The sequence below is a fragment of the Methylobacterium sp. yr668 genome (assembly GCF_900116245.1).
GTDB lineage: Bacteria > Pseudomonadota > Alphaproteobacteria > Rhizobiales > Beijerinckiaceae > Methylobacterium.
The window spans coordinates 423,833-443,213 of the sequence record NZ_FOZY01000001.1 but is presented as its reverse complement, the minus strand read 5'-3'; the positions used below and the strand labels follow the sequence as shown (position 1 = coordinate 443,213).

General features: G+C 70.8%; 20 protein-coding genes and 1 pseudogene. 9 read left to right on the top strand and 12 right to left on the bottom strand.

Features of this window, described 5'->3' with window-relative positions:
- Window positions 1-238: 238 nt before the first annotated feature.
- Together BM419_RS02050 and BM419_RS02045 are read right to left on the bottom strand one after the other, a co-directional pair.
- Window positions 239-895, bottom strand: coding sequence for an antibiotic biosynthesis monooxygenase family protein (locus tag BM419_RS02050; protein WP_056521306.1), 657 nt, complete (start codon window positions 893-895; stop codon window positions 239-241).
- A 69-nt stretch (window positions 896-964) separates the two neighbouring features.
- Window positions 965-1,201, bottom strand: a complete 237-nt coding sequence (locus BM419_RS02045; protein ID WP_056521309.1) for a hypothetical protein — start codon at window positions 1,199-1,201, stop codon at window positions 965-967.
- A 173-nt stretch (window positions 1,202-1,374) separates the two neighbouring features.
- On the opposite strand from BM419_RS02045, the gene BM419_RS02040 reads away from it, so the two are divergent.
- The 3 genes and pseudogenes from BM419_RS02040 to BM419_RS02035 all read left to right on the top strand — a co-directional run bounded on the left by BM419_RS02040 (window position 1,375) and on the right by BM419_RS02035 (window position 2,693).
- Complete coding sequence (locus tag BM419_RS02040) at window positions 1,375-2,070, top strand: ArsR/SmtB family transcription factor (protein WP_056521312.1); 696 nt, start codon at window positions 1,375-1,377, stop codon at window positions 2,068-2,070.
- 96 nt (window positions 2,071-2,166) lie between these two features.
- A pseudogene (locus BM419_RS32770) lies at window positions 2,167-2,292 on the top strand (lactoylglutathione lyase); the annotation flags it as partial.
- A gap of 38 nt (window positions 2,293-2,330) precedes the next feature.
- A complete protein-coding gene (locus tag BM419_RS02035; RefSeq protein ID WP_091924665.1) occupies window positions 2,331-2,693 on the top strand; it encodes a DUF1428 domain-containing protein in 363 nt (120 codons plus the stop codon).
- Between the two features lie 64 nt (window positions 2,694-2,757).
- Here BM419_RS02035 and BM419_RS02030 read toward each other — a convergent pair whose 3' ends face one another.
- From BM419_RS02030 to BM419_RS02020, 3 genes are all read right to left on the bottom strand, one after another.
- Entirely contained in the window at window positions 2,758-3,180 is a 423-nt protein-coding gene (locus tag BM419_RS02030; protein ID WP_091924663.1) for a DUF2852 domain-containing protein, read from the bottom strand.
- A gap of 174 nt (window positions 3,181-3,354) precedes the next feature.
- Complete coding sequence (locus BM419_RS02025; protein WP_056521322.1) at window positions 3,355-5,772, bottom strand: MASE4 domain-containing protein; 2,418 nt, start codon at window positions 5,770-5,772, stop codon at window positions 3,355-3,357.
- Between the two features lie 332 nt (window positions 5,773-6,104).
- Window positions 6,105-6,914, bottom strand: a complete 810-nt coding sequence (locus BM419_RS02020) for a GntR family transcriptional regulator (RefSeq protein ID WP_170868080.1) — start codon at window positions 6,912-6,914, stop codon at window positions 6,105-6,107.
- Between the two features lie 53 nt (window positions 6,915-6,967).
- On the opposite strand from BM419_RS02020, the gene BM419_RS02015 reads away from it, so the two are divergent.
- On the top strand, window positions 6,968-7,897 hold the full coding sequence (locus tag BM419_RS02015; RefSeq protein ID WP_091924660.1) for a ribokinase: 930 nt from the start codon (window positions 6,968-6,970) through the stop codon (window positions 7,895-7,897).
- Window position 7,898: 1 nt separating this feature from the next.
- On the opposite strand, the gene BM419_RS02010 is transcribed toward BM419_RS02015, so the two are convergent.
- A complete protein-coding gene (locus BM419_RS02010; protein ID WP_091924657.1) occupies window positions 7,899-8,984 on the bottom strand; it encodes a helix-turn-helix transcriptional regulator in 1,086 nt (361 codons plus the stop codon).
- 335 nt (window positions 8,985-9,319) lie between these two features.
- Here BM419_RS02010 and BM419_RS02005 point away from each other — a divergent pair, with 335 nt between their 5' ends.
- Complete coding sequence (locus BM419_RS02005; RefSeq protein WP_091924654.1) at window positions 9,320-9,523, top strand: hypothetical protein; 204 nt, start codon at window positions 9,320-9,322, stop codon at window positions 9,521-9,523.
- Window positions 9,524-9,539: 16 nt separating this feature from the next.
- Window positions 9,540-10,226, top strand: coding sequence for a LysE family translocator (locus BM419_RS02000; protein ID WP_091924652.1), 687 nt, complete (start codon window positions 9,540-9,542; stop codon window positions 10,224-10,226).
- A gap of 154 nt (window positions 10,227-10,380) precedes the next feature.
- On the opposite strand, the gene BM419_RS33170 is transcribed toward BM419_RS02000, so the two are convergent.
- The 4 genes from BM419_RS33170 to BM419_RS01985 form a co-directional block, all read right to left on the bottom strand.
- A complete protein-coding gene (locus tag BM419_RS33170; RefSeq protein WP_020091741.1) occupies window positions 10,381-10,509 on the bottom strand; it encodes a hypothetical protein in 129 nt (42 codons plus the stop codon).
- 108 nt (window positions 10,510-10,617) lie between these two features.
- Window positions 10,618-10,854, bottom strand: coding sequence for a DUF6894 family protein (locus BM419_RS01995; RefSeq protein ID WP_020091740.1), 237 nt, complete (start codon window positions 10,852-10,854; stop codon window positions 10,618-10,620).
- Between the two features lie 143 nt (window positions 10,855-10,997).
- Window positions 10,998-12,353 carry a sigma-54-dependent transcriptional regulator gene (locus BM419_RS01990; protein ID WP_056521335.1) on the bottom strand — a complete coding sequence of 452 codons (1,356 nt, stop codon included), beginning with the start codon at window positions 12,351-12,353 and terminating at the stop codon, window positions 10,998-11,000.
- Entirely contained in the window at window positions 12,350-14,155 is a 1,806-nt protein-coding gene (locus tag BM419_RS01985; RefSeq protein ID WP_244540685.1) for a sensor histidine kinase, read from the bottom strand. Before BM419_RS01985 ends, BM419_RS01990 begins: the two co-directional genes overlap by 4 nt.
- A gap of 352 nt (window positions 14,156-14,507) precedes the next feature.
- On the opposite strand from BM419_RS01985, the gene BM419_RS01980 reads away from it, so the two are divergent.
- Window positions 14,508-15,851 (top strand): dicarboxylate/amino acid:cation symporter, encoded by a 1,344-nt coding sequence (locus BM419_RS01980; protein WP_091678645.1) that lies wholly within the window; start codon window positions 14,508-14,510, stop codon window positions 15,849-15,851.
- 160 nt (window positions 15,852-16,011) lie between these two features.
- Here the strand turns inward: BM419_RS01980 and BM419_RS01975 are convergent, their stop codons facing one another.
- Together BM419_RS01975 and BM419_RS01970 are read right to left on the bottom strand one after the other, a co-directional pair.
- A complete protein-coding gene (locus tag BM419_RS01975) occupies window positions 16,012-17,088 on the bottom strand; it encodes an HD-GYP domain-containing protein (protein ID WP_091924647.1) in 1,077 nt (358 codons plus the stop codon).
- Between the two features lie 23 nt (window positions 17,089-17,111).
- Window positions 17,112-17,663: a protein phosphatase CheZ gene (locus BM419_RS01970; protein ID WP_091924644.1), complete on the bottom strand. Its 552-nt coding sequence runs from the start codon at window positions 17,661-17,663 to the stop codon at window positions 17,112-17,114.
- A 474-nt stretch (window positions 17,664-18,137) separates the two neighbouring features.
- Between BM419_RS01970 and BM419_RS01965 the strand changes: the two genes are divergently transcribed.
- A complete protein-coding gene (locus BM419_RS01965) occupies window positions 18,138-18,731 on the top strand; it encodes a TadE family protein (protein ID WP_091924641.1) in 594 nt (197 codons plus the stop codon).
- Window positions 18,731-19,369 carry a TadE/TadG family type IV pilus assembly protein gene (locus BM419_RS01960; RefSeq protein WP_056522208.1) on the top strand — a complete coding sequence of 213 codons (639 nt, stop codon included), beginning with the start codon at window positions 18,731-18,733 and terminating at the stop codon, window positions 19,367-19,369. The genes BM419_RS01965 and BM419_RS01960 overlap by 1 nt, the downstream gene beginning before the upstream one ends.
- Window positions 19,370-19,381: the final 12 nt, after the last annotated feature.

Below are 19,381 nucleotides of genomic sequence, written 5' to 3'. Positions count from 1 at the left end.
CCCCAGAGGGCAGCCGACTGCTCGTGCAACGGGAGCGGGCGAGCCCTGGGGTGCCGCCAGCGAGGTGACCGCCTCGTGGATCGGTCGCCTCGTCCGTGATCCGGTTCCCCGGGCCGGTCGCGCACATGATCGCAGGGCAGGCCGCGGGACGACCGCGTCGTGCCACCGGGTCCGCATTCGCGAGACCGATGACGGAGCGACGCCGAAGGTGTTGATGCCCGGTTCTCGTCGTCGGGCCCTATCCCGGGGCTTGCACGGCCGGGTGATATTGCGGGCTCTCACGCCTGTCGAACATCCCGTAATCGCGAATGATCCGAACAGCTCGGAGGCGCGTGCCGGCGACTGATGAGACGGCGTTCGCCGCGCCGGCATCACTCCACGACAGCAGCACCAGCACCTTTCCCGGATTGGTAAAGGAATCGAACGCGTCCCAACTCACCAGCCCCTCGGTCCGCTGGTCGAGACCGAGCATGGCCATGAGGTCGACATCGAAGGGCGTGGGCCGGTCCGCCGACATCGCCTCCGACAGTGTACAGGCCTTGGCTTGGCCGACTTCCGTCTCATCGAGGCGTTGCTCGCGGACCCGATGTCCCGCCGGCGGGTGGGTGTCAGCCGTCACCTCGCCGACGCGGAGATGGTAGTCCGCGAACACCTCGGACCGGCCTTTCCCCTGGATCAGGTGATGACCGGCATGGGTGCGCCAGCGGATCACCGACTTCTCGTCCCGCCACGTCGAGTGCGAAAGGACCCAGCCCGGCCGCGTCCGGCTCGTGAAGCGCTCGTTGTCGATGAAGCCGTCGATGCCCTCAAGCTCAGGCTTCAGCACGCGCGCGTGTTCCAGATAGGCGTCCTTGCGACCGTCGCCGGGTCGGACTTCGAAGATGACGGAGAACATGGGCTCCTCCCTGGGTGTCGATACAATTCAAGCCGGGACCGGCTCACTCAGACATGCGGCGGAGGCTCGTCAGAGGGCCCTACGCCCGGCCTCGAGATGCATCAGATGCGTGCCGCGCCCGAGCTTGATGTCACGCCGGTCCGGGGTGCCGGAGAAGGCATCGAGCAGCCACGCGGCGTCGGTCGTCAGACCGTCTCGCTCACCCCGGAACTGGGGAGACAGCCGGCGAAGGAACAGTGTGGGCCCGGATCGCGGATCTTCGATCCGATGATGCTCCTGCGTGTCGTCCATCTTATCGGGCGTCATGGGCGTTACCTCCTGCCGTGGCTGGCGAACCCTGGGCACAGACGTGGCGCGGTTCTCCAGCTTCTCGCTCCCACTCTGATCCGGAGATCCCGGCCGAGTCAGCCGTAAACGCTTCGGTCCAAACCGAAGCGTCGTCGGATGCGGCGGGCGTTGAGCGCGTGTAGGTTCAGCTCATGACGCAGGGTCCTGCACTCTCCGAGATCGGCGCGCTCGTCGGAGATCCCAGCCGCGCCAATATCCTGTCGACCTTGATCGACGGGCGAGCGCTGACCGCGACCGAACTGGCCTGGACGGCCGGCGTCGCGCCAGCCACCGCGAGCGAGCACCTGACGAAGCTCGTGGCCGGCGGCCTGCTCACGGTGTCGCGCCAAGGTCGGCACCGATACTTCCGCCTCGCCTCCGTCGAGGTCGCCCGCATGCTCGAGGCCATGATGGTGATCGCGAACCGGGGCGAGCCGGAGGAAGCGTCGCGCCGAGCGACGCCGCGGATCGATCCAGCCTTGCGCGAGGCCCGCACCTGCTACGATCACCTCGCCGGACGGCTCGGCGTCGGGATCGCCGATGCGCTGGTCGCACGGGGACTGATCGTCCTGGGCGAGGAGGCGGGTGAAGTGACCGCATCCGGCAGTGCGTGGCTGGCCGCGTTCGGTGTCGAAGTCGAACCGGCCGGACGAACCCGCCGCCTGCTCTGCCGCCCCTGCCTGGACTGGAGCGAGCGGAGACCGCACCTCGCCGGCCGTCTCGGAGCCGCCCTGTGCCGCCGCTGCGAGGATCTCGGGTGGATCGAGCGTCAGCGCGACGGGCGCGCCATCCGCGTGACCGAGAGGGGAAGACTCGGCTTCGAGAGCGAGTTCGGCTTGGTCGAGTGACGGTCGGTCGTGATCCGGTCTGCACCCTCCAAAGCGATCAGAACGCCTTCCCCGGCAGGCGAAACAGTCTGGCGAACCGCTGCACGACGTCCCGGTCCCCGCCCGCCGCAGGAGATGGGCACGTTCATGTACGACCGGAACATCGAGGATCCGGATGGCCACGTCGTCGAGCTGATGTGGATGGACCCCGAGGCCGTGACGCGAGGGCACTCTCCGGCTTGAAGCCTTTCCGCGCGCACCCCGACTCGAGGAGGCAACCCATGACTTACGTGAGCGGGTTCGTCACGCCGGTTCCCGACGCGAACCGGGAGGCCTATGTCGCGTCGGCCAGGGCGGCTTGGGCGCTGTTCCGGGAGTACGGCGCGCTCCACCAGATGGAGGCCTGGGGCGGCAACGTTCCGGAGGGCGAGCGGACCGATTTCCGGCGGTCCGTCGCCCTTCGCGACGGCGAGAGCGTCGTCCTCGGGTGGATCCTCTGGCCCGACCGGGAAACGGCAGACCGGTGCGAGGCCGCGATGCGGACCGATCCGCGCTTCCGCGATCTGACCATGCCGTTCGACGGGGCGCGAATGATCTTCGGAGGTTTCGCCGCGGTCTTCGAAGCGTCGCGCGGGGCGGCGTAGAGGAGACGAGGATCCTGATCCTCGACGGCGTGGCCCCGACGCTCCGGTGCAACCCTGAGGCGACCTAGCCTGTTCGATGTTCGGCCTGATCGGCGGTGCCGGCGATGTCGACCGCTGCCCCCGATCCCGCAGGATGTTCCGCCACGAAGCGCTCGAAGGTCGCGCGATCCTTGGCGCGCTTCAGCGCGTCGACGAAACCCTCGAAGTCCCGGAGACGCGTTTCGAGCGCGCGGCGCTCCCCCTCGATGCGGCCGATCTCGCCGTCGCGCCAGGCGTCGAAGGCGGTGTTGCCGCTGGTCCGGGGCGACGTGAACCGGCGCCGCTCACGGAACCCGGTGCCGGGCCCGAGCGACCGGCGCAGGCGTTCGAGGCCCGGCAGGCCGGACAGCCCGAGATCGCGCCGCACGAGCGCCTGCCGCGCGACGAGGACGAGGGCGGCGAAGCTGCCGACAGAGAGGGCATCGTGGATCCAGGGCATGATGGGCATGGGACAGCTCCTTGCGCGTACCGGCGCCGTTGAGGACGGACGGAGCATGCCGACATGCCGCTACTGCGGGCTGAACCGGTCGGTTAAGGCCGGGTTAAGCCTTCAGGCCTGTTGACGGACAACCCGTCCGCGACGCCGCGCGACCGCGGGGCGGAATGCCGTGGGTCCGGGGGTTCAGCCCAGGACGACCCTGAGCTTGTTGGCGAGCTCGTCCCGTTGATAGGGCTTGCTCAGGAGAGGCAGGTCGGCCGGCACCGCGTGCTCGTCGAGCGCCGTGCCCGTGTACCCGGACGTCAGGAGCACCCGCAGGCCGGGACGCAGGCGCCGGGCCTCGACCGAGAGCTGCACGCCGTTCATGCCACCGGGCATGACGACGTCCGAGAACAGGATATCGATGCGCTCGGGGCCGCCCAGCCGCTCCAGGGCCTCCGACGCCCGGGTCGCGGTCAGGGTCCGGTAACCGAGCTCGCCCAGGCTCTCGACCGCCATCTCCAGCACCGCCGGCTCGTCCTCGACCACGAGCACCACCTCACCGGAGGCCGCCCGCCGCAGCGGGAGGGTGTTGTCCGGCCGGGCCTCGACGGCCCTCTCGGCCGAGCGCGGCAGGTAGAGCTCGACGGAGGTGCCGGCGCCGGGCTCGCTCTTGATCTGCGCGTGCCCTCCGGCCTGCCGCACGAACCCGTAGACTTGGCTGAGGCCGAGGCCCGTTCCCTTGCCGACATCCTTGGTCGTGAAGAACGGCTCGAAGGCGCGGCTGCGCGTGGCGGCGTCCATGCCCTGGCCCGTGTCGGTGACCGAGACGAGCACGTAGGCGCCCGGCCGCAGGTCGGGCCGGTCGGGAATCTCCGCGGCATCGAGGTGCCCGTTGCAGGTCTTGACCGTCAGGACGCCGCCGTCCGGCATCGCGTCCCGGGCGTTGACCGCGAGGTTCAGCACCGCACTCTCGAACTGTCCCGGATCGAGCCGGACCGGATCGAGGACCGCGTCGAGGTCGAACCGGATCTCGACGGTCTCGCCGACGGCCCGCTTCAGCAGGGCCTGGAAGTCCTTGAGCAGCCGGTTGGGGTTGACGGTCTCGGGCCGGAGCACCTGGCGCCGCGAGAACGACAGCAGCTTCTCGGTGACCTCGGCCCCGCGCCGCGCCGCCGTCATCGCCGACGTGGCCAGCCTCTCGACGCGCTGCGGGTTGTCGGGCTTGCGCACGATCATGTCGAGGTTGCCGACGATGATGGTCAGCAGGTTGTTGAAGTCGTGCGCCACGCCGCCGGTCAACTGGCCGATGGCCTCCATCTTCTGAGCCTGGTTCAGGCGTTCCTCGGCCTCGCGCTGGCGCGTCGTGTCCATCACGACGCCCGCCATGGACCGGGGCTGGCCGCTCCCGTCGCGGTAGACCTTGCCCCGCATCGTGACCGAGCGGGCGGCCCCGTCCTCGGCCCGCCGGATGTGGCAGTCGATGTCGAGGCGGCCCGTCCCGATGGCGGCATCGAACGCCGCCCGCACGGCGTCTCGGTCCTCGGGGACGACGTGCTCGACGAAGGTCCCGACGTCCCATGCCGCGACCGGAGCGCTGTGGCCGAAGATCGCGTCGTGCCTCGGCGACCGGCGCGCCGTGTTGCCACGGAGGTCGAGCTCCCAGTCGCCCATCTCGGCCGCTTCCAGCGCCAGGGCGAGGTTGTCGCGGGCACGCTGCAGCTCCGCCCGCCGGGCCTCCCGGTCCTCGGCGGCGGCCGCGGCCTGGGCGTACAGGAAGTCGACCTCGCGCAGGTAGACGCCGAGCAGGATGAAGCCGGCCACCAGGGCTTCCATCCGGCCCGCGAACCAGCCGACCGTGCCGCGGGCGGCGCCCGGAAGCGTGACCATGTTGTCGAAGACGAGCAGCAGAAGCGACACGGCCAGCCAGAGCTGCAGCACGGTCCGCAGGCGGGTCTTCCACCACAGCACGGCCAGCGCGACGACGGTCAGGGCGACCACGCCCGGCCCGATGCCCGAGGTGGTGAGCAGCCAGTAATCGTCGCCCTCGACGCATTTCGGCAGGAGGTGGACGTAGCGGACGGCCACCACGCCGGTGAGCGCGGCGGCCGCGACGGTCCCGGCGACGGTGGCCCAGCCGATCCGTCCGGCCTTTCCGCGCGGGGCCTGCGGCGGACGCTCGTCGCCCTCCAGGAGCGCGTAGGGCAGCGCGAAGAGCGGCGGCCCGAGATGCCAGAAGGTCCAGAGCCACGTCGTGGTGTCCGGCCCGTCGCCGAGGAGCCGACCCTGCGCGAGGACGTTCGGGAACGACAGCATCTGCAGGAGGACGACGAGCGTCACGTAGAGGCTGCCGGCCCCGAGCACGAGCAGCGGCGCCGAGCCGATGCGGCGGTACTGCGTGAGGAACAGGTACGTGGTCAGGCCGTAGACCACGATCAGCGCCGATTGGTAGACGGGCACGAAGCCCGGCATCGGCGGCATCGGGCGGTTGGCGAACGGCAGCAGCGCGAGGGTGACGGCCCCGAACAGGAGGCTGACGGCGACCGCGAGCCGACGCTGCGTCCGGCCGGCCCGGGCTGTCGCCAGGGTCGCCAGGGTCGGCGCCGTCGAGGACTCGCTCATCGTGTGCTCCGGACCGAAGCGGGATGGCTGGCTGCGCCGGCTGATCGCTCGCGAGACATCAGGTGTACCACGGCGCTTCTCGCTGTTCCAAGCGAGGCATCGGGGCGTTCCCGTCCGTTAAAAGGGCGAAGCTCGGCCGTCGCTCCCGTGCCGTGGCGGCGGTGGGCGACGGATGGCGGCCTCGGCGGAATCGCCTTGCCCGGCGAGAGTGGAGAGCTCTTTCCTGAAGGAGGCGGGTCCCCGGCGCGGGCTGGGAGCGGTTCGAGCGGGGCATCGCCCAGCCCGTCGTGCGCACCGTACGGAAGCGAGTCCGGTTCGGTCAGCCGGGCACACTACGCGCGCAGATTCAGCCGATAGCGATAGGCATCGCCTCGGAACAGGCCTTCCACGTACTCGATCATCACCGAGTCCTGATTGTAGCTGTGGCGCTTGATCAGCAGGCACGGGAGGGGCTGTTCGAAGGCGAAGATCTCGCACTCGTCAGCCGTCGGCATGGTCGCCTCCACCGTCTGCTCGCAGCGCACGAGGCGGCCGCCCGGGTGCGCGCTCAGGAAGGCGTAGACGGAACCGGAGAGGTCGCCGGTCTCGAGGGCGGGCACGGCGCGGATGTTGTACCAGGCGACCTCGCGCGACATCGGCACGCCGTCGCCGGAGCGAACGCGCGTCAGACGCAGGAACGGGGCCGTCGAGGGCAGGCCGAAGATCGATGCGATCGAGCGGTCCTCGGTGACCGCCCGATCGAGGATGCGCGAGGATGGGATCTTCCCCAGCTCCCGCATCTCCTCCGTGAAGCCCTTGAGCCGGTCCATACCCGGGCGCACGGGCTCGGGGGGACGGCGCACGAGGAAGCCGCAGCGCCCGCGCGGGACGAGCAGCTCGTTGTCGCTGAGTTCGGCATAGGCGCGTTGGACCGTCACGCGGCTGACCCCGAGGCTGTCGGCGAGCTGGCGCTCGGCCGGCAAGGTGACGCCCGGCGGCAGCGAGCCCGACAGGATCAGTTCGCGTAGCTGACCCTCGATCTGCCGGTACAGCGGCATCGCCGTGTCGGCGCGCAGGCGGAGGAGAGAGAGCACGGAGGGACGCTCGCCCTCCGCGAGGTCCGCCTCGACAGCACCCTTGATCGTCCGATTTTTGGGGCGCACGTCCGATCGGCCTCCGGTACAGCTATTCGCAGTGTACAGGTTCGGAGCGCTCCATGCGCCTGTTCGTCGTCGGAAGCTTCGTGATCGCCTGCTCGGTCAAGGTGGCGCGGCTGCCGCAGGCGGGCGAGTCCCTCGATGGCTTGGCCTTCCTCGCCGAGCCTGGCGGCAAGGGCTTCAACCTCGCGCTCGCCGCGCACCAGCTCGGCGTCGAGGTGGACGGACTCTTCGCCGTCGGCACGGACGTGTTCTCCCCTATGGTCCGCGCCACCTTCGCGCGGGTCGGATTCGCCGAGGACATGCTGGTGCCGCATGCCGGCTCGACGGGCGCCGGCGTCGCGTTCGTCGACGCGGCCGGCGAGAACTGTCTCGCGGTCTGCCTCGGTGCCAACCTCGCCCTCGGTGCGGAGGACGTCCGAGCCGTCGCCGCCCGCCTCGAGCGAGCGGACCTCGTGGCGGCGACGTTCGAATCGCCGGACGCCTCGATCCGAGCGGCGTTCGCGCTCGCTCGGCAGGCGGGCATCCCCACGCTGCTGAATCCCTCCCCGATGCGCCCCATCGACCCGGCGATCCTGGCCGATACCGCGATCCTCGTCGTCAACGCGGTCGAGGCCGCCGACCTCGGCCTCGGGACTCCCGACGCCATCGCGGACGCCACGGAAGCGACGCCGGGGATCGCCGCCCTGCTCTCCGGAGGCCTCGGACTGCTGATCGTGACCCTGGGAGAGCGCGGCGCGGTGGCGTTCCGCCCCGGACTGCCCCCCCTCCGCCAGCCGGCCTTCGCGGTCGCGGCGGTCGATACGGTCGGCGCGGGGGACGCGTTCACGGCCGGGCTGATCGCGGGCCTGCTCGCGGGAGAGCCCCTCGACGCGATCCTGCGGCAGGCCGCGGCCTGCGGTGCGCTCACGACCTGCCGGTTCGGGGCTTTCGAGGCCTTTCCGACCGCGCAGGTGCTGGCCGCCTTCCTCCGCGACGCCGATATGTGATTCACGCCGCGCCCAGGCGCTTCGTCGTCTGCCCGCTGAAGAGCGCGAGCGACGTGACGATGCTCAGCAAATCGGCCTGCCGCTTCGTTCCGGTCTTGTTGAAGATCGAGTTGAGCTGGGTGCGGACGGTGCTTGTCTGGACGCCGACGCTCTCGGCGTAGCTCTGCAGACGCAAGCCTCCGGCGAGCGCCTGGAGCAACCGCGCCTCCGCCGGCGTCAGGTCGAACAGCATGTTCAGCAGGCCGTCGTCCGGAACCGCCCGCGCGCCGACATGCACGAGAACGAGGAGCACCGCCGAGGCACCGAAGACGTCGCCGGGGCGCTGCTTCAGGCGCATGACATGAGCGATCTGAGGACGGTTATCAGAGTAGCTGCGCACCGGCATCGTCTGCGCCGCGCGCCGGCCGCCAACGACGTTGCCGATCGCGTCCTGCAGCAGCTTGCTGTTGATCAGGCTCTTGAAGAGCTGGCCGCCGTGCTGGCCGGGGGGCAGGACCTCCTCCCGCTCCTGCAGCCGGGCATTCATGGTCAGCACCCGACCCGAGGCCGACAGAACGGCGGCGGGGAGTCCGATCTGGCTGAGCGTCGCGGTCGTGACGCGGCCGCGCTCGCAGCTGAACTGAGCGCTGAGCTCGCAGGCGCGCACGAGGTGTGGTCGCAAGGCGTCCAGTCCGGGCAGGACGGAGGCCTCATGGGGGCCGGTTTGAGCCCGCCGTTCGGCGGTCACGATCGCGATGTCGCCTGTCGAAAGGGGAATCGTTGTGCCCACCTGCCAGAACGGCCTGTCGCCTTCGCGGGGCCAGCCTTCGTAGGAGGCCGGCACGAGGTCGACGTCGCGCGTGAAGCCCGCCTGGGCGTCGGTGCGCCACGGCGCCATCCGACCGCTGCTGCGCCCCGCGCCGGTCTGGTGACCGAGTCGCTGCTCCAGGGCCGGTGAGGCGATCCAGCGGGAGGTCCCGACGGGCGGGAGCACCGTGAGCACAGCGCCGTCCGAGTTCGCCATATCGCCGATGGACTGGAGGACGTCGGGCCAGAGTTCCGGCGTGCCCGCAGCCTCGTAGATCCGGTCGATAAGCGCTTCCCGCATTGGCACGTCCCGCGACGATTCTTCTGACCGCGGTAATACCAATATCAGTCCAAAACCGACATTTGCATCCTTCAAATAGAGGATGCCGTCCGGCAGGGACGGTGCGCCGAGGGCCGTTTTGACGGACTTGCCGCCCCCCGGCCCCGGACACGCGGCGTCGACACGGCCGCCCTGACCGCCGGCGCGGCGGTGTAAGTGCCTGGCGCCACGGTGCTTTGTCGCCCGACCGGAACGCCGGCGGCGAGCGCGACGCGGCGCTGGCGGTGCCATCCGCCGAACAGAGGATGCCAGGGTTCCGGCCCTCCCTAGTGTGTCGACGCGAGGGAGGAACAGCCATGAAAACAGTCGTCGCCACCGCCGTGGTCGTCTTGTTCTGCGTCGGCGCCCGCGCCGACGAGCTGAACGACATGCCGGACATCGCGTGTGCCCAAGCGTCGTCCGCCGTGGAGCGCGATCACATCGGGTGCCCGGGCACCGACAGGGCGGCCGCGGGGTCCCGGGCGGCCGCCTCGCCCCTCGACCGCGCGGAAGACGACTGACCGGATTCCCGGTGCCATGAGCGTCGTCGCCACGGCACTGCTCACCGGCGCGAGTCTCGGTCTGTCCATCGCCGCGCCGATCGGGCCGACGAGCTTGCTGTGCGTTCAGCGAACGCTGTCAGGCGGCCTGTCGACCGGCCTCGCCACCGGGCTCGGTGTCGCCACCGTGCACCTGACATACGGGGGTCTCGTCATGCGCTGGGGCGCGGAGCTCGCCGCGGTGTGGTCGAACGGCGCCGTTCTCTCCCTGATCTCGGGGGCGGTGCTTCTCGCCCTCGCGGTCCGGGTGCTTCGCAGCGTCTCGGTGCTGCAGGAGGGCCGCGCGTGCCGCGACACGCTGGCGGTGAGCTACGGCAGCGCGGTCGTGCTGGCCCTGACGAATCCGGTCACTCCCGTGCTGTTCCTGGCCGCGATGCCGGCCTTCCTCGAGCGCGGGACCGCGCCGTTCCCGGTCCTGGCGGCCGGTGTCTTCGTCGGCTCGTTCGGCTGGTGGGTGATGCTCAACACCGCGGTGTCCCTGTTCCGGCGCTGCGTGACCAGCCAGGTTCTGAATCGGATGAACAAGGCCGCGGGCCTTCTTCTCGCCCTCCTGGCGCTGAGCTTGCTCGTTCGGGGGCTGGACGGTGGCACGGCGGCCCGTTCGAGCAGCGCGGGCGTGAGCGGGGTGTCGGGCGCGGGCACCCGAGCGCCGAGCCGGCTCTGAGCCGCCGCGCAGCGCGGGACGCGATCTCGCCCCGGCTCGCAGCGCGGTCGACAGCGTGGCCGCCCCCGGCCGTGTCGGCGGTGATACCGCGGACCGGATCCGGAGAGCCGCGCCCGTCAGGAGCGTCGGAGGCGTACGGTGGGCGCGGGCCGCGTCACTGCCTGCCAGGCACGGTGCCGTGGACGGCGTTGCGCCATGCCTCCGCGCCGCCGGCTTGGTGCCAGAGCCACGCCGTTGCCGCCACCCAGGGGCCACCAATCAGGATGAAGGCGATCAGACCCATGTCGTCCCTCCTCGGCTAGGGAACGCCAGCCTACGCCAAATCGACGCGAACGCCAGGTGGACTTGGCCCGGCCGCGCGCGCGCCGGGGCCGCTCGGCGTCGTGGCACGTCAGCCGACGGGGCCGGCATCGAGCGACACGCGGAAGCGCATCCGCACCACGCCCGTGTCGTCGCGGACCGCCGCGATGTAATCCTGGCGCCCGGGCCGGTCGGAGAGCCCCTGCGCGATCCGCGTCATGATCTTCACGGCCTGCGACCGGGCGGCTTCGAGACCGGGCAGGTCGTAGCCGTCCTTGTCGCGGACGAGCTCGGTTCCGTCGTGCAGGTCGATGAAGAAGCGGGGCATGGGCGGCTCGGCGGGGGGATCCGTCCGCTACGCTAAGCAGTTTCCGCACCGGCCCGCGTACCCCTTTTCGGCAGGTCGCCGTCGCGGCGCTCCCGTGATCGCGCCGGCACCGGCGGTGGCTCGGAACGGGCCGGGCGACGGCCCTAGCGGTAGTCGCCCGGGGTCAGACCGTGCCGGGCCATCTTGTCGTAGAGGGTCTTGCGCGGCAGGCCGAGGGCTTCCGCGGCGGCGCGGACATCGCCGCCGGCCATGATCAGCTCGTCGCGGATCAGCTGCCGCTCGAAGCGATCGACCTGGTCGGTGAGGCTGGCGGCGGCCCTCTCGGCCGCGGGCTGCGCCGCCGCCGCGAGGCCCAGCGCGCAGCGCTCGGCGAAATGGCCGAGCTCGCGGACGTTGCCGGGCCAGGCGTGGCGGCGCAGGTGCTCGCGGATCGCCGGCGTGACGGGCGGCACCGGGCGCCCGAACTTCTCCGCGGCCCGGCGCAGGAAGTGCTGGAACAGCAGCAGCACGTCCTCCCCGCGGTCGCGCAGGGGCGGGATCGCGATCGTGATGACGTTGAGCCGGTGATAGAGGTCGTCGCGGAAGGTGCCCTGCGCGGCTGCCTGCCCGAGATCGACCTTCGTGGCGGCGACCACGCGCATGTCGACCGGGCGCACCTCGTTGGTGCCGAGCGGTTCCACGGTGCGCTCCTGGAGCACGCGGAGGAGCTTGACCTGCAGCGGCAGCGGCATGCTCTCGATCTCGTCGAGGAAGAGCGTGCCGCCCTGCGCGTGCTCGATGCGGCCGACCCGGCGCTTGAGGGCCCCGGTGAAGGCGCCGGCCTCGTGCCCGAACAGCTCGCTCTCGACCACGCTGTCGGGCAGCGCCCCGCAATTCATGGCGACGAGGTTTCGCTCCGCGCGGCGGCTCCACCGGTGCAGGGCGCCGGCCACGACCTCCTTGCCGGACCCGGTCTCGCCGAAAACCAGCACGTCGACGTCGGCCTGCGCCACCTCGCGCACCAGGGCGCGCAGGCCCACGATCTCCGGGGAGGTCCCGAGGAAAGCCGGATCCTCCTCGATCGCCGCGTCGAGCCGGGCCCGCAGCGCCCGGTTCTCGATCACGAGCCGCCGCCGCTCCAGCGCCCGGCGCACGGACACGACGAGCGCCTCGGCGGGATAGGGCTTGGCCAGGAAGTCGTAGGCCCCGTCCTGCATGGCGGCCACCGCCATGCGGATGTCCCCGTGGCCGGTGATCAGGATGACCGGCAGGTCGGGGTCGACCCGGCGCAGCCGCGTCAGGAGGGCGACGCCGTCGAGCCCCGGCAGCCGCACGTCGGTGACCACCACGCCGGGCGGCGCGGCCAGGATCGCCGCGAGCGCCGGCTCGGCGGCCGCGAAGGCCTCGACGGCGAAACCCTCGAGCTCCAGGCTCTGGCCGTTGGCCCGGCGCACGTCGGCCTCGTCGTCGATGAAGACGACGCGCTCGGTCCCCGCCTGCGCGTCCGCCGGTCCGCTCACGGTGTCGCTCCCACGGGCTTGCCCACGTTCGGGACCGCGTCCGCCGCCCGGATCATCTCCATCCGGAAGACCGTCCCGGCGCCGTCGCCGCCGGCCAGGATCAGGTTCCCGCCGCAATCCTCCACGATCCCGCGGGATATGGCGAGGCCCAGGCCGAGGCCGTCCGCCTTGGTCGTGAAGAAGGCGTCGAAGATCTGGCCGCGCACCTCCGCGGGGATCCCGGGCCCGGTATCGGTCACCTCGATCGCGACGCGCTCGTCCCCCTCGACGAGGTGCAGGCTGACGCGGGCCACTTCGCGACCCGCCACGGCGTCGACGGCGTTCTGCAGCAGGTTGACCAGGACCTGCTCCAGCCGCGGGCCGTCCCCGAGGACGCGCAGATCCGGGGCGGGCCGGTCCGCCTCCAGCGGGACGTGCAGCGCGGCGGCGCGCGCCGCCACGAGCTCCAGCGCGTTCGCCACCACCTCACGCAGGGAAACCGGTTCCCGCCGCGGCGAGGCGCGGCGGGCGAAGCCCTTGAGTTGCCGGGTGAGTCCGGCGATGCGGTCGGTGAGCCGCCCGATGGCGGCGGCATTCTCGGCCGCGTCCTCGCCCCGGCCGCGGCGGATCAGGATCGCGGCATTGTCCGCGTAGGAGCGGATCGCCGCCAGCGGCTGGTTGATCTCGTGGGCCATGCTGGCCGCGAACTGGCCCAGCGCCGCGAGCCGGCCGGCCTGCGCCAGTTCGCGGCCGAGGCGCTCGCGCTCGGCCTCGGCGCGCTGCCGCTCCGCGATCTCGGCGCGCAGCTGGGCATTGGTCTCCCGCAGCGCCCGCGTCCGCGCCTCGACGCTCGATTCCAGCTCCGCCCGGCGCGCCGCGGCCTCGGCGAGCCGCGCCCGGGTCCGGCGGCCGCGATCGGTGAGCGCGAAGATCCCGTATCCGGCGAATGCCGTGACGAGGGCCGCGATGATCCAGGCCTGCAGGCGTTCCCGCTCGACGGCGGTGCCGAGCGGCGTCAGCGTCCGCAGCTGCCAGTCCGTGCCCGGTACGGGCGCCTGCGACAGGATCGCGCTCCAGGCCGGCAGCGACCCGCGCCCGACCCGCACCACGTCCGGCTCGCCCGCGACCGGATGGAGCGGCAGGCGCTCCAGGCGGGCGTTGCCGAATTCCTGTCCCGCCTCGATCCGGGCGCGCTCGGCCGCGTCGACGGCGCTGAGCGTGTCGAAGCGCCAGCCCGGCTCGCTTGTGACGAGGACGATGCCACGGGCGTCGGTGACGAAGGTGACCTCACGGGCGGCCCGCCACGCCGACTCGACGGCGTCGAACTCGACCTTCACCACGACGACGCCGCTCCCGGCCCCGATCCGGCGCGCGAGGTACAGGCCCGGCCGGCCGCTGACCGTCCCGAGGGCGAACTGGGAGCCGGCGCCGCCGGCCAGGGCCTGCTTGAAATACGGGCGGAACCCGTAGTCCCGGCCGACGAAGCTGCGATCCTCGCCCGCGTTGCTCGCCGCGACCGTGAGTCCGTCGGCGCGGATGATGTAGATGACCGCCGAACCCGTGGCGGCGGCGACCTGGGCGAGCCGCCGGTCGACACGGTCCAGGAGGTCGCGCCCGGGATCGGGACCGACCGCGGCGGCGACCTCGGGGTCGGCCGCGAGCGCCAGCGGCAGGGACGCCTGCTTCTGCATCTCCGCGAGCAGGACGCCGACCTGAAGACCGATCGCCGAACGGGCGCCGCGCCGCAGGTCCGAGAGGGCCCAGCGCTCCGCGGCGCGCCCGGCGAGCCAAGCCGTCACGAGGATCGCGCAGAGCCCGACCACGACGGCGACACCCCGGCGCGAAGGCGGGCGGTGACCGGAGGGCGGGTGCCCGCTCACCGACGGCGGGCCAGTGCGGAGATCCGGACCGTTCCGACCGGCGACGTGCGGGAATCCGCAAGACCATCCGCAGCCCTGCCGGGAGTCTGCTTGAAAAAAGCTATCTTCAGCAAGTGGTTAAAGAAATGTAGCGGCCGCCGGTCAATTGGCATGCCGGTTGCCATTCTCGTCACGAAACGCAGCCATGTCGTCAGAGAACGGCTGCGCGCCGGAAGGCCAACAGCAAGCGCGGACACCGCCGGGACACCCCGACGCGAGCCGCCCCGCCCGAAACCCGAGACAGGGAGAACGCCCGATGGCTGCCGTACCGTCACCACTCACCGCCCCGCATCCGCCCGCCAAATCGAAGCCGCTGTACCGGACACTGTACTTCCAGGTCTTGGTCGCCGTCGCGATCGGCATCCTGCTCGGCCATTTCTACCCGCAGCTCGGCGCCGAGTTGAAGCCGCTGGGCGACGCCTTCATCAAGCTCGTCAAGATGATCATCGCGCCGGTGATCTTCCTGACCGTCGTCTCCGGCATCGCCGGGATGACCAACCTCGAGAAGGTCGGTCGGGTCGGCGGCAAGGCGCTGATCTACTTCCTGACGTTCTCGACGCTGGCGCTGATCGTCGGCCTCATCGTCGCCAACGTGCTCCAGCCGGGCAACGGCCTGCACATCGATCCGAAGTCGCTCGATCCGAAGGCGGTCGCCACCTACGCCGGCAAGGCGAAGGAGCAGAGCATCGTCGACTTCCTGATGAACATCATTCCCACGACGGCGGTCGGCGCGTTCGCGGGCGGTGAGATCCTGCAGGTGCTGTTCTTCTCGGTGCTGTTCGGCTTCGGTCTCGCCTTCCTGGGCGACCGCGGCAAGCCGGTGCTCGACATCATCAAGGTCCTGTCCGAGGCGATTTTCGGCGTCGTCAACATCATCATGAAGGTCGCCCCGATCGGCGCCTTCGGCGCGATGGCGTTCACGATCGGCAAGTACGGGATCAGCTCGCTGGCCAACCTCGCCTACCTCGTCGGCGCCTTCTACCTGACGTCGGCGATCTTCGTGCTGGTCGTGCTCGGGGCGGTCGCCCGCTACAACGGCTTCTCGATCATCAAGCTCATCCGTTACATCAAGGAAGAGCTGCTCCTCGTGCTCGGCACGTCGTCCTCCGAGTCGGCACTGCCCTCGCTGCTGGAGAAGATGGAGCGGGCCGGCTGCTCGAAGCCGGTCGTCGGCCTCGTGGTGCCCACGGGCTACTCGTTCAACCTCGACGGCACCAACATCTACATGACCATGGCGGCGCTGTTCATCGCGCAGGCGACCGACACGCCGCTGAGCTACGGTGAGCAGGCGCTGCTGCTGCTCGTCGCCATGCTGTCGTCCAAGGGTGCCGCCGGCGTCACCGGCTCGGGCTTCATCACCCTGGCGGCGACGCTCGCCGTGGTGCCCTCCGTGCCGGTGGTCGGCATGGCGCTGATCCTCGGCGTCGACCGCTTCATGTCGGAGTGCCGCGCGCTGACCAACTTCATCGGCAACGCGGTGGCCTGCATCGTGGTGGCGCGCTGGGAGAACGAGGTCGACGAGGCCAAGCTCGCCGCGGCCCTGTCCGGCCAGACCATGGCGCCGCTTCCCCCCGCGCCGGCTCTCCAGCCGGCCGAGTGAGCCCGCGGCGTCGCGGGCCGCGCACGGCGCAGCGCGCGACGCCGTGACGGTGGAAAACGCACGCCGCGCCGCGGATCCCTCCGCGGCGCGGCTCTCGCATGCCGAAGGAACGCGGCCGAAGGAACGCGACGGAGCCGCGGCCCGACGCCGCCGAACGCTGTCAGGCCGCGTCGAGGGTGTGGGGCGCGAAGGCGGCGACGACCGGCCGGAACGCGCCGACGATCGCCGGGTCGAGCCGCCCCGCCATGCCCTCCAGGATCGCGTAGGCCGCCTCGCTCGCCATGGGCCGCTTGTAGGGCCGCTGCTCGATCAGGGCCGCGTGGATGTCGCAGACGGTGACGAGGCGGACGAGGTCGGGGATCTCCTCCCCCTTGAGCCGGTCCGGATAGCCCGACCCGTCGAGCATCTCGTGGTGCGACCGGACGACGTGCAGCATCTGCTGCTCGAAGCCCTGATCGACGAGCATGCTGTAGCCCTTCTCCGGATGCAGCCGCATGACGGCCAGCTCGGCGTCGTCGAGCCGGCCCGGCTTGTTGAGGATGGCGGCCGGGATGTGGATCTTGCCGACGTCGTGCAGCAGGGCCGCCTTGGTCAGGCGGTGGCGCTCCTGCTCGCCGAGGCCGAGGCTCGCCGCGAAGGCCGCCGCCAGACCGGCGACCAGCAGGCAGTGCTGGTGCGTGGCGTCGTCGAACTGGCGGACCGCCCGGACCCAGTCGCGGATCCCGGTGTCCCGGATCGCGAGGTCGATGGCCTGGGTTCCGTTGTCGATGACGCCGGGCGTGATCGGCTGGTCGGGCACGAACACCGAGGCATAGAATCCGCGCACCGCCGCGGCCGTCCGCACGGCGCAGGCCGGCAGGGGCTCGTCCGCGAAGGTCGCGAGGCGCGCGGCCGCGCGCGGCGCCCCCAGCGTCTCCCGCAGGCGATCCGTGTCGAACGGCGCGCACAGCGTGTGGGTCGCGCCGAGGGCGACGCCGAGCAGCCGGGTTCGTGGGCTGTCGGTGTGGAGCAGGACGGTCAGCGGAGCGCCGTGCCGGACCTCCGCGAGACGGCGGCGGAGACGCTCGACGGAGCTCGCGCCCAGATCGTGCACGTCGGTGACGATCGCGGTCGCGCCGCCGAAGGGCAATTCCGCGGCGCGCAGATCGTGGAGCTCACAGGACAGGCCATCGGACAGGTCCTGGGCCAGGCCCTGGCTGCGTGCGGGATCGTCCGTGATGAGGAGTATCCGGCCCATCGGCACGCCTTCCGGACCGCGCCTTACGGGAACATCGCGTCGACCGTGTCCTGCGATACCGAGGCGTCGCCGGGCAGGACGGGGCCGTTGAGCAGGGCCGCCTCCTCGCTGCGCGTGTCGGCCGTCGGATTCGGCCGCGACGGCGCGTCGCCGGGACCGGACCAGACGCGCAGCATCTCGCCGATCCGCTCCTCGACGAGGACGATCGTGCGCACGACCTTCGAGATCCGCTGGCCGGTAAGGTCCTGGAAATTGCAGGATTCGAAGATCGTCTGCATCTCGATCTGGATGGCCTGGGCGTCGGCCCGGTTGGCGTCCTCGCCCGACCGTCTGACGATGCCGCGCGCGAGCGCGTCCACCTTCTCCGAAGCCGTCAGGATCGCGTTGGTGGCGTCCTCGGTGCCCTGCACCACGGCGAGGAGCTCGTCCCGCGCGCGGCTCGTCTCCTGTTCCTGCCGGAGGTCGGCGATCTCCTGGCGCGTGCGCGCGATCGCGTCGGAGATCGACAGGAGCTGGGTCCGGAGGAGCCCAACACCCTCTTCGATGGAGGCAACGTCCGGCAGAGCGCGGGCCATGATCGGGGATCGCCATGCGGTTTATATTGGCCGGTGAAACTATCGGCGACCTCTTAAGCCGCGCTTAATGGCACTTATCTCGACGCGATTCTGTGCCGCTCCGGCCGATCGTGACTGTGCAATGTCCTATTTCCACGTCATCCACGCGTCAAAGCACGCCGAACGTGCGCCGAACGTGCGCTGAACCCGCGCCTCGTCTTGTCGACCGCTTCGCGCGACGTCGACGCGACGATCTCCGCCCGGCCGAAGAGTGCGATCTCGCCGCGTTACCGATGAGGGCTGGAACAGCCGCGCTCTCAACTGTTGGTTGATGCTAATGAACTATTCCGGCGCCCGCTCGGTAGCACATGTGCGTGAACGGCTCGACTTTGAGCAGTGATGCGCGGAGAAAAGTAAGCTTTTGATGCTCTCTCGAGCTCTGTGGTTCCGATTTCGAGTTGGGATGTGAGCAGGGCAATCCGAGCGGCGTCGCGCTTGCTCGACCTCCGGGGACGGGCCGCGCGCTTCGCGCGGGCACGCGGGGGCGCGACGGCCGTGGAGTTCGCCCTGGTGGCCCTGCCGTTCTTCGCGCTGGTCGGGGCCTGCCTCGAGAACGGGATCGTGTTCTGGGAGCAGGAGATCCTCCAGCAGGCGGTGTCCGACGCCAGCCGGCAGATCTACACGGGCACGTTCCAGACGACGAACGCCGGCACAACCGACCCCGCGACGCTGATGAGCCGCTTCCGGACGGCGATCTGCACGCAGCCGAACGGCACGCCCCGGATCACGATCTTCACCTGCGCCAACGTCCGGGTCAGCGTGATGAAGGTGGCCGATTACGGGTCCGCCACCCCGGTCTCGCCGGTCGCGACCAACGCCAGCGGTGCGAGCGACTGGAACCCGAACTTCGCCAGCTACGCCTGCGCCGGGAACTCGGCCATCGTGATCGTGCAGGCCGCGGTCGACATCCCGGTCTTCTTCCCGCTGCTCGGTGCCGCCGTGCCCAACCTGCCGAACAAGCGGCGGGTGCTGCAGGCCGCGACGGTGTTCAAGGTGGAACCCTACACCGCACCGTCGGGGTGCTCGTGATGGGCGGCCTGCCGATCGGCCTGAGCCGCTTCCGCCGCGATGAGCGCGGGATCGCCGCCGTCGAGTTCGCGCTCGTCCTGCCCCTGCTGATCGTCCTGTATTTCGGGACCGCCGAGCTGACGCGCGTCGTCGACGCGACCCGGAAACTGACCCTTTTCGCGCGCACGCTGGGCGATCTGTCCGGGCGGGTGGACAACGCTCTGGCGACCCAGAACGGGATGGCTCTGGCGACACAGGACGGGATGACGAAGATCACCAGCGCGGCGACCGCGATCCTGCGCCCGCTGGACGCGTCCGGCCTGCAGATCGTGGTCAACGCGATGGGCGTGGAAACGGTCAACGGGTCGCTCAAGGGCTTCGTCTGCTCCAGCTGGCCGCAGAACGCCACGAAGCGCCCGGCCAACCAGGCCAATGGGAGCAACGGACTCCCCGCGACGCCGGCCGCCTATCAGTTCGACGGGGCCCGCTACATCCTGGCGGAAGTCACGATGCCCTACACCCCGATCATCGGGAGTGCCCTGTACCGCTGGATCTTCGGCGGCCGCGGATTGACCTTCACGCGGCAGATCCCGTGGTCCGAGCGCACCCCCAGCGAGATCGTCATGCCGGGCGGCACCGCCTGCCCGGTCTACAACTAGTGTTTGAGGGAA